Raw genomic sequence first — 14,700 nt, forward strand, 5'->3', positions numbered from 1 at the left:
GGCCGCCACATCGCGGGCGACGACCCGTTCGAAGACCGGATCGAGGGTGCCGCTGACCGGGCGCCCCACGAGGTCGGCCAGCACCGCCCCGGCGTCGACGGAGGCGAGCTGGTCGGGGTCGCCCACGAGGACGAGCCGGGTGTCGGGCCGCACCGCCTCGAGCAGGCGGCACATCATCGTCAGCGACACCATCGACGTCTCGTCGACGACGATCACGTCGTACGGCAGGTGGTTGCCCGCGTGGTAGCGGAAGCGGGTGCGGCCGCGCTGCCAGCCGAGCATCCGGTGCACGGTCATGGCGGTGAGATTCGGCGGCAGACCCAGCTCGGTCTCCTGCTCGCGCACCGATTCCTGCAGGCGCGCGGCGGCCTTGCCGGTGGGAGCAGCCAGGCCGATGCGCAGCTCGTGCCCGTACAGACGGGTGAGCAGCGCGAGGATCCGCGCGACGGTGTGGGTCTTGCCGGTGCCCGGCCCGCCCGCGATCACCGTGGTCGGTCGGGTGGCGGCGAGTGCCGCCGCGACGCGCTGACGATCGGGTGCCGGCGCGGGCCGGGAGGGATCGTCGGGATGGTGGAACAGCTCGTCGAGCGTCGCCGCGATGCGCTCCTCGTCGAGGTCGGGGAACGTCGCCGTGCGCTCGGCGAGCACCCGGCGGATCGTCTGCTCCTGCCGGAAGTACCGGTCGAGATACAGCAGCGGGCCTTCCGCGGTATCGACGAGACGCAGCGGACGCAGAGGCCCGCGGTCGCCACCGATCACGAGGGGGCTGCGACGCAGCGCCGCGAGCACGTCCTCGTCGCGAGGCCACGGCAGGCTCGCGGGGTCGACGACGGGATGGCCGTCCGCGTCCTCCTCGACCGTGACCTCGCGGAAACGGGTGAGGTCGAGGCACACCGATCCGGATCGCACGGCGCGCACTGCCAGCGCGGTGGCGAGATGCACGTGCGGGTCGTCCTCGCCGCCGAGCGCCGCGAGTCGCAGGGCGACGTGCACGTCGGCGGCGGAGAGTGCGCCCACCTCGTTGAACTGCCGCAGAGCGCCCTTGCCGCGCTGGGCGATCCGAACGTCGGTCATGGACTCGATCACGAGATCACGGCCTTTCCGGCGAGGAGGTCGGACAGGTCGGTGACGAGATCGGCCGGCGGATGCCAGTCGAACACGCCGCTGCCGGGTGGACTGTCCGGTCCGGCCATGCCGCGGACGAACAGGTACTGCACACCACCGAGGTGGACGTGCGGGTCGTAGTCGCGCATCCGCCACCGCAGATAACGGTGCAGGGCAACGGAATAGAGCAGAGCCTGCATCGGATAGTGCGCGCGGAGCATCTCCGCCGCCATCAACTCGCGGGTGTAGTGGGCGGTGGTCAGTTCGTCGACGGGCGCGAGCCGGTTGGTCTTGTAGTCGACGACGACGAATCGCGGACCGTCGGTGCGCAGCACGGCGTCGATACTGCCGTTGAGGTAACCCCGCAGCGGCACGGGCTCGAGGGTGCGCACCAGATCGGCGTAGGTCGCCATCGGATCGTCGGCGGGCAGGTGCCGGCGCAGCAACCCACCGACCGCGTCGAGGGTGACGGTGACGGGCACCGGGCTGTCGCCTCCGGTGAGCGGCAACTCGAAGTCGAGTTCGGAGAGCCGGTCGGACGGTGTGAAGTCGGCGAGGGTCCGGCCGAGTGGCCCGAGCGGGGTGCGCATCACCGGGAGCAACGCCGCCGCGAGCTGGGCGGGGTCGATCGGCGACATCTGGCGTCGCACCGTCTCGCGGCAGCAGTCGAGCAGTTCGGCCTCGAGGTCGGCGGCGGAGGTGTCGACGACCTCGAGGACGGCGTGCACCAGCGTGCCGAAGATCGTGCCGCCGGGCAGTCCGTTCATCGGTGACGGAATGCCTTCGCGCGCCGGTTCCGTTGCGCTCAGCGGAGGCTCGGCAGGCTCGTCGGTCGTCACCGGTTCCTCCACCTCACCGCTCACCACGGGCGCATCGTGCACCGAGGCGGTGAGCGCCGAATAGGAGGTCCTGCGCCAGTTCTCGTCGACGACCCGATCGAAGCGCGCGGCGGCGAGTGGGCCGGTCTCCACGCGGGGGCGGGTCCAGCGCAACACCGGAATCGGGTGCGGCCCCACCGCTTCGGCGGCGATGACCCCGTCGGCGCGCGCGGCCCACCGGTCGAATTCCTCGGCCACGGCCTCGTCGTGACCGATCCGGCCTTCCGCGGCGACCTCTGCCGAACCGGGATCGCGGGCGAACAGCAACCGGTGCAGCGGGGACCGCGAGGTGGGGGTGGACGGCGCCCACCAGAGGGTGAGCGCACACTGCGCGCGCGTCACCGCCACGTACAGCAGGCGCAGTTCCTCCCCCGCCTCCTCGAGTTCGTGCTGACGCCGCCGCGCGACGTAACCGGGACCGCTCTTGCCGCCCACATCGAGGATGCGTCGGCCGTTCTCGTGCAGCAGCAGCTTGTCGGGCTCGGGGTTCTTCGCGGCATCCCACCCGTACGGGACGTGGACGACGGGGAATTCGAGTCCCTTGCTGCCGTGCACGGTGAGGATCTGGACCGCCGCGGCGTCGCTGTCGAGGCGCCGGATCCGGTCGGCTCCACCTCGGTCGGGGTCGTTGATGCGATCCTCGAGCCAGCGGGTGAGTGCGGCCAGCCCCAGCGACTGTGCCGAGGCGACGTCCTCGAGCAGCTGTGCAACGTGCCGGATGTCTGTGAGGGTGCGTTCCCCGGACGGCTGATCGAGGAGGCGGGCCTCGACCGAACCGAAGGACGCGAGGCGTTCGAAGACGGCGGCGAAGCCGGTGCGGGCGTAGACGTCGTTCAGTTCGCGGAGCAGTCCGCCGACCTCCACGACCAGCGCTTCGCCCTCCGAATCGATGTCGGTCATCGTGCGGCCGAGCAGCGGGGTGAGCGCGGCGAGCCGGACGCGATCGGCGCGATGGGGCTGCTCGAGCGCATAGAGAACCCACAGCCAGTGCTGTGCGGACGGTGTGGCGAACACACTCGTGCCCCCGGCGACCACGCACGGCACGTTCGCCTTCGTCAGCGCGTCGTGGACGAGCGTCACCTGTTTGTGTTTGCGCACGAGGACCGCGATGTGCCCGGGTTGCACACGCTCGGGACCGGAACCGAGGTCGACGGTGACGTTCTCGTCGTCGAGCAGGCGCACGATGTCGGCCGCCACGTCGCGAGCGACCCGCCCACGTAGGCCGTCGAGGTTCTGCGGGAAACCCCAGTCGTTGAGCGGACCGGCGCCGGCGCGGGGCAGGTGACGCACCCGCAGGGGCGCGATACCCGAGAGCCGGGAATCGGCGGCTGCCGCCTTCACCGGGTTCACCACGATGCGGGGATCACCGAGAGCCGCACCGAGATGGACGTGTTCGAGCGCCCGGACGAGATCGCCGTCGCTGCGCCAATTGGTGGTCAGCTCGCAGTAGGTGTCGGATTCGGAGACGGCGTCGAGATAGCTGAGCACCTCCGCGCCGCGGAAGGCGTAGATCGCCTGTTTCGGGTCGCCGACGAGCACGAGCGTGCTGTGCCCGTGGAACGCCCGGCGCAGGATCTCCCACTGTTTGGGGTCGGTGTCCTGGAACTCGTCGACGAGGACGACGGAGAAACGCGCACGCATCCGCCGGCAGGCGGCGTCGCCGTGCTCCGGATCGCCGAGCACCGCGTGCAGCAGGGACAACTGGTCGTCGAAGTCGCGCAGGCCGAGGCGTCGCTTGCGTCGTTCGACCTCCTCGCGGACCGCACGCGCGAATTCCACACGCTCACCGGCCGTGGTGCCGTCGGCGTCGTTCGGTGCGAGTTCGGCCTGCGGGTCGAAGATCGCCTCCTTCGCGGCGACGGCCGCCTCGGCGTAGGTGATGGGGGCCTGTCCCCTGCCGTAGCGCCGCAGGTAGAGATCGTCGACGACCTCCACCCGCAGGTCGTCGACGTCCTCGACGACCGTGACGTCGGGTTCGCGTTCACCGGCGATGCCGAGTTCGTCGAGCATGCGGCGGCAGAAGCCGTGCGTGGTGGAGATGGTGCCGGAGTCGAAGTCGGACAACGCCTGTCGCAGGCGGGCCCGCCGCGCGTCGACGTCCTCGCTCGCGAGATGACGGACGAGCATGTCGGTGCTCGCCCGCGCACTCTCGGGATCGGCGAGGGCGGTGGCGACCTGCGCGAACCGGTTCCGGGTACGTTCGCGCAGTTCCTGCGTCGCAGCCCGGCTGAAGGTGACGAGCAGCAGATCCGACAGGCGGGCGTGCCCTTCGGCGACGAACCGGGTGGCGAGCCCGACGATCGCGTACGTCTTCCCCGTTCCCGCGCTGGCCTCGAGGACGGTGGTGCCGCTCGGGAGCGGGCCGAGCAGATCGAAGCCTGCGGGCGGCGGACCGCCTGCGGCGCGCGGATCGGTGATGGCGGTATCGGGCACGCTGCGTCCTTCTCTCACGGGCGTCCCTGGTTCTCGGAGGCGAGCAGGGGTTCCCACAACCGTCGGGCGAGCACACCGAAACGGGTGGGGTCGTCGAACCAGCCGGCCTCGACACCGTCCGGTGCGTCGGCGGTGAGCTGCCCGAACGTGACGTCGGGCCCGTACAGATACTGCACGTGACGGTCCTTGCCGTCGCCGAACGCGCCACCGAACGCCTTCCCGGCGGCCGACAGTGCCATCTCCACGGAATCACCGCGGTGGCGGCGATCGGCGTACTCGGCCGACGCGCCCGTCACGAGCGGCAGCGGCCGGCACAGTCCACGATCGCGCAGATCGACGAGTGCGGCGAGCAGCGCGACGGGATCGGCGGGAGCCAGAAGGGTCGAGCGCCAGGCCGGATACGAGCGCGAACGGCTGCGCCCGGTGGTCACCGCACGCCACTGCCCGGGATGACCCGAGGCGACGACGGCGAGCAACCGGATCCATGCTTCCAGCCGGTGTTTCGGGGACAGCTTGGAATACGTGCTGCGGGCCAGTACCTCGCCGTGTACACCTCCGACGGTGCCGGTGAGCCGACGGCCGTCGCCGAGATCGAAGCGGATGTCGACGGTGCGGGCCTGCCCGGTGTGCACACCGGCGCAGGCGTGCACGAGGCGTTCGACGTTGTCGCTCACCGCGTCGAGGGTCCTGCGGCCGAGCGCGAACGGCGGGAGCGTGCCGCGACGCCATTCCGCGTCCTGGAAGGCACCCGCGGACATGCCCGCCAATCGCGCTTCGAGCATGCGGTCGCCCAGTTGCCACTGGGCGAGACCGTCGAGTTCGACGTCGAGTGCGTCGGCGATGCCCTCGTCGGTGTCGGGGATCCGCAGACCGAGTCGCTGCCGGAGGAATCCCTGCGTCGGATGTGTCAGGAAGGAAACGAGTTCGTCGAGATCGACATCGGTGCGTGCCGGGGCCGGAAGGTCGTCGACGAGGAGCGCACCCGACCGGTCGCGCGCCACCGAACCTCCTTGTCCGGCACGGGCTCCCGCGAGTGCGGTGACACCGAACCCGAACGGGTCGTCGGCCCGGAAGTTGCGCGGATCGAAGGGCTGCAGGGGATGTCGCCGCACGATGCGCTCGTCGTCGACGTCGACGCCCGTCATCGTCGACACCACGTCGCGCACCTCGGTGAGCGGAATCGCCGGTGGGCGCAGTGCTCCGGTGACGGCGTCGGCGCCGGTGTGGAACAACAGCACACGCTCCTCCGAGGCCATCAGCGCGTCGAGCAGCAGCTGCCGGTCCTCGCTGCGCGGATCACGCTCTCCCACACAGGGATTCTGGGTCAGGACATCGTCGCCGTCGATGTGGGCCGTGCGGGGGAAGACGTCGTCGTCGAGACCGAGGAGAACCACCACGCGATGGGGCACCGAGCGCATCGGCACCATCGTGCACACGGTCAGTTCGCCGGTCCGGAAGTTCGAGCGCGACGGACGCCCGGCGAGCCGGGAGGAGAGCATGGACCGGACGTCGCTCAGGGACAACTGCGTGTCGCCGGCGTGCTCGACGGCGTCGCCGATCTCGCGCCGCGCGCGGGTGAGCTGCCATGCGTCGGCGGTGGGAACGTCGGTGAGCAGATCGATGCCGTAACCGAGTTCGTCCGACCACCGCCCCGCCGGGTGCGGGCCGCGCAGCCGGAGCAGCACCACCGTCAGCCGGTCGATGAACTCGGCGAACCGCCCGGCGAGGTCGATGTCGTTGCTGTCGACGTCGTCGAGGGGCAGCGACAGTGACAGCCACTCCCCGTCCGCTCCGTCGGCGGCGACACCGAGCAGGATGCGGTCTAGCGCCGCCCCGAAGGTGTTCTGCATGAAGTCGCCGAGACCGAAACTCTTGCGTTGCCACGGGCCGAGACCCCAACGGGCACCGGTCTCGGTGGTCCACTCCTGCAGACGTTCGAGTTCGTCGTCGTCGAATCCGAACTTGCGGCGCACCGGGGCGGAGGCGGCGAGATCGAGGACCTCGCTGGCGGTGACCCGGCCGTCGGCGAGCGCGAGCAGTTCGGACACCACCGCAAGGATCGGATCGGTGCGGCGCAGGCCGCGATCGGCGAGACGGACCCGCAGCGTGTGGCCGGGATGCTCGCCGACCCCGGCACCGAAGGCGGCGTGGACGAGCGGCGCGTACGTCTCGACGTCGGGGCACATGACGATGACGTCGCGCGGCTCGAGAGTGGGGTCGTCGCGGAACAGATGCAGCAGGCACTCGCGGAGCACCTCGACCTGCCGGGTGGGGCCGTGACAGGCGTGGATCATCACGGTCCCGTCGGGCTCTGCCGATCCGGGTTCGGGGGCGCGATCGTCGCGGAGATCGGCCTGCAACCGGCCGAGGAGCGTCGCCGGTGGCCGGGATGAGGTGTGAGGAACGTCGGTGCAGTCGAGGCCGGAGAGCCGGCTCTGGAGTTCGCGCACGTCGCGGCCGAGCGCGGCGAGCAACGGGTGCTGCACCCCGAGAGCGCTGTGGTCGTCGGCGCGACGCATCGACGCCGGGCGCCGGATCAGTCCGTCCCACATCACCGGGCTCGGGTGCGGAAGCCAGATGTGCACGTCGCGGTGGTGCCCGAGCGCGGACAGCACCTCGACGAGGACGGTGTCGAGGCGGGTGGGACCGAAGATCGAGAGTCGTTCGGGCAGGTCGACGACGTCGGGGTCGTCCCGCAGCCGGCCGCACAGTTCGTCGAGTCGCTGCGACGGGCTGTCGACGCCGATGCGGGCGCGCAGGCGCCGCCACAACTCGGCCTGCCATCGCAGATGGTCGTCGAGGGGCGCGCCCGTGCCGTCGGTGTCGTGCCCCGCCGCCCACTGGGCGATCATCCCGGGGCGCTGGAGTCCGTAACTGCGGAGCAGGCCGGCGAGATGCGCTGCGGTGGCGTACCGGCGCCCGGCCCGGTGGTCGTCGGCGCCGTGACCGAGGTGCCTCGCGAGGGTGGCGCACCACGGTTCGCCGACGCACTCGTCGATCACCCCGAGCAGCGACCACAGCATGCGGGAGGGATGCCACGGATCGTCGTCGGCGGTGATGCCGGAGGCTGCGGCGAGCGCTTCGTCGACGAGGCGGGACGGGGACGGGAAGTCGATGTTGGCGGCCACCCCGTCGCCGGCGGACGAACCGAGCAGGCCCGACAAGCGCTGGGTGAGCCATCTTTCGACACCGCGCGCAGGTACCGCGACGACCTCCCGCGCGAACGGATCGTCGAGGGGTTTCGCAAGCACCTCGGCCAGCGCATCCGCCAGGATGCCGGTGCGCTCGGCACGGTGCAGTATCAGCACGCGTCGCTCTCCCTCGTCGTCGCTCGTTCCCGTCCGGTACGGCTTATCACACCGCCCGGACAGGCGACTGCGTCGCAGGTCGCGAGTGCTCCGTGCCGCAGGTTGCGGGCGCTCCGTGCGACGGACGAGCTACAGGACGGGACGAACCCCGCCGGGAGAGACGCCGAAGACCGCCATCGATCGCGTACCCGCGATCGAGACGACGTCCCCGGCACGAAGTGGAGTACGGGGACTGCGGACCCGGCGATGATTGACGCGGACGAGACCTTCCATGAGCAGCGCCGCCGCTTCACCGCCCGAGCCGGCCAGTCCGCTCTCCTGGAGGAAACCGAACAGGGAGTCGCGCACGAGTGCCTCCATGACACCTACGGTCCCCTCCGGAGGCGACGATGCCTCTTCGCACGGGGTCCGTGCGGGTGCACATCCGATGAACACACGGCGAACACCGGCGGCCGGGATTCAGGTCTCGGTCGAGATGTCGAACAACGACAACTGGTTCCTCGTCATCTCGGCGGTGATATCCGCGTGGTAGCGCTCCCCCAGATTCTGTGCGACATGGGCAGGGCAACCGAGTTCGCTGCCGATCTGCTCCCAGGTGTATCCGGCCTCGCGGCGTTCCCACGCGTAGCCGCCGTCCTCGTCCCACGGCATCGACATGATCCGATGGTGGCCTGGGTCACACCCCTCTTCAACGACCTGCCCCGGTGTGTCGCCGACGAATCCGGCGGGAACGACGATGCCGCCGTACCTCGGAAGAGGAACGGCGGCATCGGAACAGATGATCCGTCGATCGGAAGCCGATCGATCGGGCGCCCCCGCGAATCAGTTCTCCGTGAGCCACTTGTCGATGTCGGTCCGATCGTTCTGGACGATGTTCTCGACGAGCTGGACGATCAGGCCCTCGATCTGCCCACCGACGACGGGGACCTTGACGGTGGCCTCGCCACGCACCTCGATCTCGGTACCGCCGTCCGCGTTGCCACGAAGCTCCGAACGGGCCGCGATCGTGATCGGCAGCCCCGACGTGCTGCCGGCGAGGGTTCCCTGCGCCGTACCGCCCTCGAGCCCGCCCCACTCGTCGGTGCGCTCGATGATCAGAGGTCCTCGCACCACGCCCCGGACGACCGCGGGCAGAGCAGAGGTGTCGATCTGGTCGGAGACCTTCGCGCGGAAGGTTCCGGGGCCGGAGCCGACCTCGAGCTGCCCCACGCCGGTCCGGCTCGCAGCCAGTCGGCTGTTCCAGAAGTCTTCGCTGGTCAAAGCGCCGTGGACGCGTTCGACGCTGTGGTCGAGCGTGGACGTGAAAACGAATTCCTTGGACATGACCGGAGACGATATCCTTCCGCTCGGATCTGGACGAAACGGGCCTACCGGTGTCGTTCTGCTACGTCAGAGAACAGCGACGAGAGTCGCCGCCGCTCCTCCGACGACACCCACCAGAGCGAGCCCGGCCGCCACGGATCCTGCGACCACCGCGGCGGCTGCGAATCCGCAGACGGCGAGGACGACGAACATCAGCATGCCCGCGATCGGATGCTCGAGCAGAGCCGGCATCTCCTCCGTCACCGGAGGGTCCACCTCCCTCGACGCCACGGCGGCCGACGGCGGGGCCTCGACGGACCGCGCGTCGATCGTCTGCGCCGGAATGTCGGCCGACTGCGACGGGGCAACCGTCGCCGGAGCGGTGATCACGTCCGTGGGCATGACGGGTGCTGCCGTGGTCATCGTGTCGTCCCCGCTTTCCTTTGTGCTGCTTGCGGCCGTCTCACGGTCGCCGATCACCTGAAGAGTCAGGCGGACCGCGTCTCGTCCCGGCCTCGATCTCTCACGTCAAGGTGTGCTCCGAAGTTTCCCCGCGAGTAACCGGCTCAAACCGAGACCCGTGTGACTCGCGTGCGCCGAGTGGTCACTGCAGCAACGAACCCGACCAGGGGGTGTGTTATGGATCACATAGACGTTAGCAGTTCCGGGGGTCGGGTAGCCGACAGTTGTCACGTCATTTCTCGATGGATGTGAATTCGTCGGTAGATCACCGACTCTTCCAGTGCGAAGGAGGCGAACGCACGATGACCGAGAACCGAACTCCCGCGTTGCTCACCCAGTTGCGCACTCTCCACGAACTGACCCATGCAGAGACCCAGGTGGCCGAAACGCGTGTCGCGCAGGCCCGAACCGAAGCGGTACGCAAGGAGCTGACCGAGAACGCCGAGAACTGCCGCATCCGTGCGGTGGCGATCGAAGAGGCGATCCGCGATCTGGGCGGACTTCCCGATGTGGTCGGGCCGTTCATCGGCCGCGCCGCCATCATGGTGAAGACCCTCACAGAGCAGGCGCAGCCGTTCGACGAAGCACTGCTGTCGGACCTCGCCCTCGAACATCAGCTCCTCGACCGTGCCCGCTACGTGAAGGCACTGGCCACCGCGGGCGGACACAAGTCGATCGTGTCGCTGACGGACCGTCTGATCACGGCCCACACGGCGACGGTCGAGTGGCTCACCACCGTCATCGCGGAGGAGGCGCTCGGCGGTCCTGCCGCTCTGCGTCGCACTCCCCTGCAGGCCGCGGCCGGCGCAGCGGTGCGCCTGGTCAACACGCCGGTCACCTGGTCGGCGCGCAGCATCGATCGAGCGATCGATGTCGCCCGCTCGACGCGTCCCCGCATCGAGTCGCTGCTCTCGCGCGGCGCGCACGCCGGTGACGTCGCAGCCAAGACCATCGGTGCCTCGCGCGATGCGGCTCTCGAGACGGCCGAACGCGTGAGCCGTCGTGAAGGTGCCGACGGCACCGCCGACGCTCTGCACAAGGCACGCAGCGCCTCGGGTGTCCTCACCGAGGAGGAGCTGCCGATCCGGAACTACGACGATCTCACCGTCCCGAAGGCCGTGGCGGCGGTCAAGGAACTGACCGAACCCGCGGACATCCGGGCGATCGTCGCCTACGAGGAAGCGCACAAGGCACGACACGGCGTGATCTCCGCGGCCCAGACTCGTCTGGCCGCCATCGCGCAGGAGGTGGTCGGCGTCTGATCCGCCGCACCCCCAGTCACATCACACGATCGCCGGGTCCCTCGGGGCCCGGCGATCGTCGTCACTGTCGCGGACCCGGCGATCGTCGTCACTGTCGCGGACCCGGCGACGATCGTCACTGTCGCGGACCCGGCGACGATCGTCACCGCCCCGTGTCGGTCCCGCTCACAGCGGGTACGCGACCTCTACGTTCATTCGAAAGGACATATCATGACCCGCATCCTGTTCGTCGTCAGCTCCGCCGATCATTGGACGTTGCAGGACGGCACCCGCCATCCCACGGGCTTCTGGGCGGAGGAGCTCGTCGAGCCGTACACCGTCTTCGACGAGGCCGGCTACGACATCACCGTCGCGACCCCAGGCGGCCGCACGCCCGTCGTCGACCAGGCCAGCCTCGAACCCGACGCTGCGGGCGGCGAGGACCGCGTGGCCGAGTTGAAGTCGTCGCTCGAGAAGCTGCAGCCGGTGCTCGCCGGTGCGGCGGTGCTCGAGGACCAGCGGGCAGAGGACTTCGACCTGCTGTTCGTGCCCGGTGGCCACGGCCCGATGGAGGACCTCGCCGTCGACGAGCGGTTCGGTGAACTCGTCCGGCACTTCGTCGAGGCCGACAAGGTCGTCGCGATGGTGTGCCACGCCCCGGCGGCCCTGCTCACCGCCCACGAGTCCGGCGGCCGTTGGCTGTTCGAGGGTTACAGCCTGACGGCGTTCACGAACGTCGAGGAGGTCCAGGCAGGACTGGCCGACAAGGCACCCTGGCTGCTGCAGGACCGACTCCAGGAGGCGGGCGCGGTCTTCTCGTCCACGGACGCCTGGCAGCCGCACGTGGTGGTCGACCGCGTCCTGTACACGGGCCAGAACCCGGCCTCCTCGCGGCCGCTCGCCGAACGCGTCGTCGCCGAGATCCCCGCGCGCGCTACGTCGTGACCTTGCGGACGAAATCGATCGTCCGCTCGAGCGCGGCATGCGCATCCGGTGTCGACAGATCGAACTGGTACTCGTGTGCCAGTTCCGGTGTGTGGTCGTCCGGATAGAACAACGCATCCACCTGCACACCCAGTCCGGTGAGCCGCTGCGCGAGCCTCTCGGACTGGGTGGCGGTGAGCGGATCGGCGTTGCCACCGGAGATGTAGGTGGCCGGGAAGTTCTCGGTGACCGCGTTCAACACCGACATCTGGCCCGCCGCATCCGAAGTGGCGAACTCCCGGGCGCCGGTGTAGGCCCACATCGCCTGCTCCACGCCCCATCCGATCAGCCCGCCGCTCCCACCGATCGCGGACACGTCGTAGATGCCGCAGTTGAGTACGACACCGCGAACGTTCTCCGGAGTGAAGGCCGGATCGACGCCGAGGGTCGCGGCGTAGTCGGGATCGGTGATCGCGGCGGCGATCTGCGCGGACAGTTGCGCCCCCGCCGAATCACCGGCGAGCACGATCCGGTCGGTGTCGATGTGCAGTTCGTCGGCGTGCTCGAGCAGGTAGCGCTGCGCATCGACGAGTTGCCGCACCGGGGTCGGATAGCGGTGGCCCGGTGCGAGCGAGTAGCCGACCGACACCACGGTGAATCCGGCAGCCGCGAGACGCCGGTGGTAGCCCGCGTAGTTGGCGCGGTTGCCCGACAGCCACGCGCCGCCGTGCGTCCACACGATCGTCGGCAGCGCCTCGGTGGTCCCCGGCGGTGTGTACACGTCGAGATAGGCGTCCGGGTCGTCCTTCCGGTAGTGGAGGTCGGCGACGAAGTCCGTCTCCGGAGCGTCCACCGCGAGCTTTGCGGTCTGCTCCCGCGCGTCGCGTTCGAACACCTTCCGCACCACCAGTGATCCCGGCACGGGGGTGAGGACGAACGCCGCTGCCACGACGACGAGCACCACGACGAAGACGATCAGGATCCATCGACCGACGCGCCGACGCGGCGCTCTGTCCGTACTGCCCTCCGACACCTGTCACTCCTACCCGGGTCACGACGCGCCCGGGCGGATCCGGACCGAACGATCATGTCAAACAGTGCGGCGGGATGCGGGTTCTCGGGCGCGGCGGGGCGTCCGCGCCGCGAGACGACCGTCAGGGTTGTTCGCTCAGCGCCTGCAATCGGGTCTCCTCGAGGTCGAGGCGGCGCTGGGCCGCACCGAGCGTCTGCGAACTGTAGGTACCGCGCGCCCGGGCCTCGAGCAGGGCCCCGCGTTCGGCCGCGATGGTGAGCAGCCGCAGCCGGATGTACTGCTCGCGCCGTTCGTCGTGGTCGGGATCCGGCGACGACGCGCCGCGTTCGTCCCGCACGCCGATCAGGCTGTCCGCCCGGACCCGCTCCACGGTCTGCGGATCGACTCCGGACGACGACCCGGTGAGCTCCTTCTCCCCCGCGTCGGCCAGCTCGGCGAGCAGCGTGCCGTATTCGGTCCGGAGGCGCTCCTGGTCGTCGGCCGGGATCTTCACGAGCCGGATCACCGCCGGCAGTGTCAGACCCTGCAGCAGCAGTGTGGTCATGGCGACGACGAAGGCAATGAGGATCAGTTCGGCTCGGAAGGGCGTGTCGCTGGGGAGCGACTGGGCCGCTGCCAGTGTGATGGCCCCGCGCATACCGGACCATGCGAGCACCACCCCGCCACGCCACCCCAGTTTCTCCGTGACGAGGAAGTCTGCGTCGGCGGTGGCACGGTCGAACCGCCGTCCGATGTATGCCCTCCGGCGGGAAGGAACGTCGGCGTCGGCGAAGCGCTGCGCGAGCTTCTCGCGGCGCTGTTCGAGCACCGGGAGCGCCTCCGCCGCCTTCCGCTCGTCCCGTTTGAGGACGGCGACGAGCGGGACGACGAAGAGCATGCGCACCGCGATGACGAACGCGCTGGCGACGAGGCCGATGAGCAGCCCCTCCGTGGTCGACAGTCTCGCCTCGTCGACCTCGTCGAGGAGATGTTCGAGACTCAGACCCATGAGCAGGAAGATCGCCGATTCGAGCAGGAAGGCGACGGTCCGCCAGTTGATCTCCTCCGTGACGCGGTCCGCGGCGCGCAGGTATTTCGGGCCGAGATGTCCCGTGACGACCCCGGCGACGACCACTGCCAGCACACCCGAGGCACCGAGTTCCTCCGCGGGTACGAAGGCGACGAACGGCAGGATGAACGAGGCGGCGGTGTTGAACACTGCGTCCTGGAACAGACCTCGGATGCGGACGTTGGCGATCCCGACGACGATGCCGATGACGGTGGCGACCACGACCGAGTAGAAGAAGTCCCCGGCGACCTGCCACAGCGAGACCGCTCCCGCCATCGCGGCGATCGCCGAGCGCAGCAGGACCAGCGCCGACGCGTCGTTGACGAGCCCTTCTCCCTCGAGCACGGTCAGCAGACGTGACGGCAGACCGAGCCGGCGGCCCACCGAGGTGGCCGCGACGGCATCGGTCGGGCTGACGACCGCGCCGAGCGCGAAACACGCGGCCCACCCGAGATCCGGGATGAGCAGGTGGAACAGCGCTCCTGCACCCGCAGTGGTCACGACGACGAGAAGGACCGCGAGTCCGCTGATGGCCTTGAAGTTCCGGCGGAAGTCCTGGGCCGGCATGCTCAGCGCGGCCGAGTACAGCAGGGGTGGAAGGATGACGGCCAGAACGAATTCCGGCTCGATCTCCACATCGGGGACGCCCGGGACGAAGCTCAGCACCGCCCCGACCACCACCAGACCGAGCGGCGCCGCTACTCCGAGACGTTGCGAGAACGCCGCGATGCTCACGATGCCGGCGATGCCGACCACTGCCATGAGAGCCAGATCCATTCGGATCATTGTGCTCGCTCATGACCCCTCGGCCGCGGAGCGCTGCACGTGGCGTTCGTCGTGCGCAGACGGATATCGCGGGCTTTCTCGTTGAATGAGAAGAGTCGATTCTACGAGCCGTCATCGCTCCCACACTCGTGGAACACATCGGTGTCCCACGCGCGCGGGACGGCGACGACCACGCTGAGGA

General features: G+C 69.6%; 11 protein-coding genes. 2 read left to right on the plus strand and 9 right to left on the minus strand.

What is annotated here, in order from left to right; translation table 11 throughout:
- The 7 genes from ACLBYD_RS04195 to ACLBYD_RS04225 all read right to left on the minus strand — a co-directional run.
- The coding region (locus ACLBYD_RS04195; protein WP_447815507.1) for an AAA family ATPase at window positions 1-1,074 on the minus strand (1,074 nt) is incomplete at its 3' end.
- 8 nt (window positions 1,075-1,082) lie between these two features.
- A complete protein-coding gene (locus ACLBYD_RS04200; protein ID WP_447815508.1) occupies window positions 1,083-4,415 on the minus strand; it encodes a UvrD-helicase domain-containing protein in 3,333 nt (1,110 codons plus the stop codon).
- Window positions 4,416-4,429: 14 nt separating this feature from the next.
- Window positions 4,430-7,723 (minus strand): exodeoxyribonuclease V subunit gamma, encoded by a 3,294-nt coding sequence (gene recC, locus ACLBYD_RS04205; RefSeq protein ID WP_447815509.1) that lies wholly within the window; start codon window positions 7,721-7,723, stop codon window positions 4,430-4,432.
- A 129-nt stretch (window positions 7,724-7,852) separates the two neighbouring features.
- Complete coding sequence (locus tag ACLBYD_RS04210; protein WP_447815510.1) at window positions 7,853-8,083, minus strand: S4 domain-containing protein; 231 nt, start codon at window positions 8,081-8,083, stop codon at window positions 7,853-7,855.
- Between the two features lie 99 nt (window positions 8,084-8,182).
- Window positions 8,183-8,380: a hypothetical protein gene (locus ACLBYD_RS04215; RefSeq protein WP_026061505.1), complete on the minus strand. Its 198-nt coding sequence runs from the start codon at window positions 8,378-8,380 to the stop codon at window positions 8,183-8,185.
- Window positions 8,381-8,545: 165 nt separating this feature from the next.
- Entirely contained in the window at window positions 8,546-9,046 is a 501-nt protein-coding gene (locus ACLBYD_RS04220) for a DUF2505 domain-containing protein (protein ID WP_447815511.1), read from the minus strand.
- 66 nt (window positions 9,047-9,112) lie between these two features.
- Window positions 9,113-9,448, minus strand: coding sequence for a hypothetical protein (locus ACLBYD_RS04225; protein WP_447815512.1), 336 nt, complete (start codon window positions 9,446-9,448; stop codon window positions 9,113-9,115).
- A 341-nt stretch (window positions 9,449-9,789) separates the two neighbouring features.
- Between ACLBYD_RS04225 and ACLBYD_RS04230 the strand changes: the two genes are divergently transcribed.
- The gene (locus tag ACLBYD_RS04230) at window positions 9,790-10,749 is read left to right on the plus strand and encodes a ferritin-like domain-containing protein (RefSeq protein ID WP_447815513.1); all 960 of its coding nucleotides are present in this window, start codon (window positions 9,790-9,792) and stop codon (window positions 10,747-10,749) included.
- A 210-nt stretch (window positions 10,750-10,959) separates the two neighbouring features.
- Window positions 10,960-11,673: a type 1 glutamine amidotransferase domain-containing protein gene (locus ACLBYD_RS04235; RefSeq protein ID WP_447815514.1), complete on the plus strand. Its 714-nt coding sequence runs from the start codon at window positions 10,960-10,962 to the stop codon at window positions 11,671-11,673.
- On the opposite strand, the gene ACLBYD_RS04240 is transcribed toward ACLBYD_RS04235, so the two are convergent.
- Window positions 11,663-12,685 (minus strand): alpha/beta hydrolase, encoded by a 1,023-nt coding sequence (locus ACLBYD_RS04240; RefSeq protein WP_447815515.1) that lies wholly within the window; start codon window positions 12,683-12,685, stop codon window positions 11,663-11,665. The genes ACLBYD_RS04235 and ACLBYD_RS04240 overlap by 11 nt on opposite strands.
- 121 nt (window positions 12,686-12,806) lie before the next feature.
- Complete coding sequence (locus ACLBYD_RS04245) at window positions 12,807-14,510, minus strand: cation:proton antiporter (protein ID WP_447815516.1); 1,704 nt, start codon at window positions 14,508-14,510, stop codon at window positions 12,807-12,809.
- Window positions 14,511-14,700: the final 190 nt, after the last annotated feature.

The sequence above is a fragment of the Rhodococcus sp. C26F genome (assembly GCF_053345925.1).

What these genes read in the sequence shown, in the direction of transcription:
- ACLBYD_RS04210 (WP_447815510.1), bottom strand. Translation starts at nt 8,083, where the DNA reads ATGGAGGCACTCGTGCGCGACTCCCTGTTCGGTTTCCTCCAGGAGAGC.
- ACLBYD_RS04215 (WP_026061505.1), bottom strand. Translation starts at nt 8,380, where the DNA reads ATGTCGATGCCGTGGGACGAGGACGGCGGCTACGCGTGGGAACGCCGC.
- ACLBYD_RS04220 (WP_447815511.1), bottom strand. Translation starts at nt 9,046, where the DNA reads ATGTCCAAGGAATTCGTTTTCACGTCCACGCTCGACCACAGCGTCGAA.
- ACLBYD_RS04225 (WP_447815512.1), bottom strand. Translation starts at nt 9,448, where the DNA reads ATGACCACGGCAGCACCCGTCATGCCCACGGACGTGATCACCGCTCCG.
- ACLBYD_RS04230 (WP_447815513.1), top strand. Translation starts at nt 9,790, where the DNA reads ATGACCGAGAACCGAACTCCCGCGTTGCTCACCCAGTTGCGCACTCTC.
- ACLBYD_RS04235 (WP_447815514.1), top strand. Translation starts at nt 10,960, where the DNA reads ATGACCCGCATCCTGTTCGTCGTCAGCTCCGCCGATCATTGGACGTTG.
- ACLBYD_RS04245 (WP_447815516.1), bottom strand. Translation starts at nt 14,510, where the DNA reads ATGGATCTGGCTCTCATGGCAGTGGTCGGCATCGCCGGCATCGTGAGC.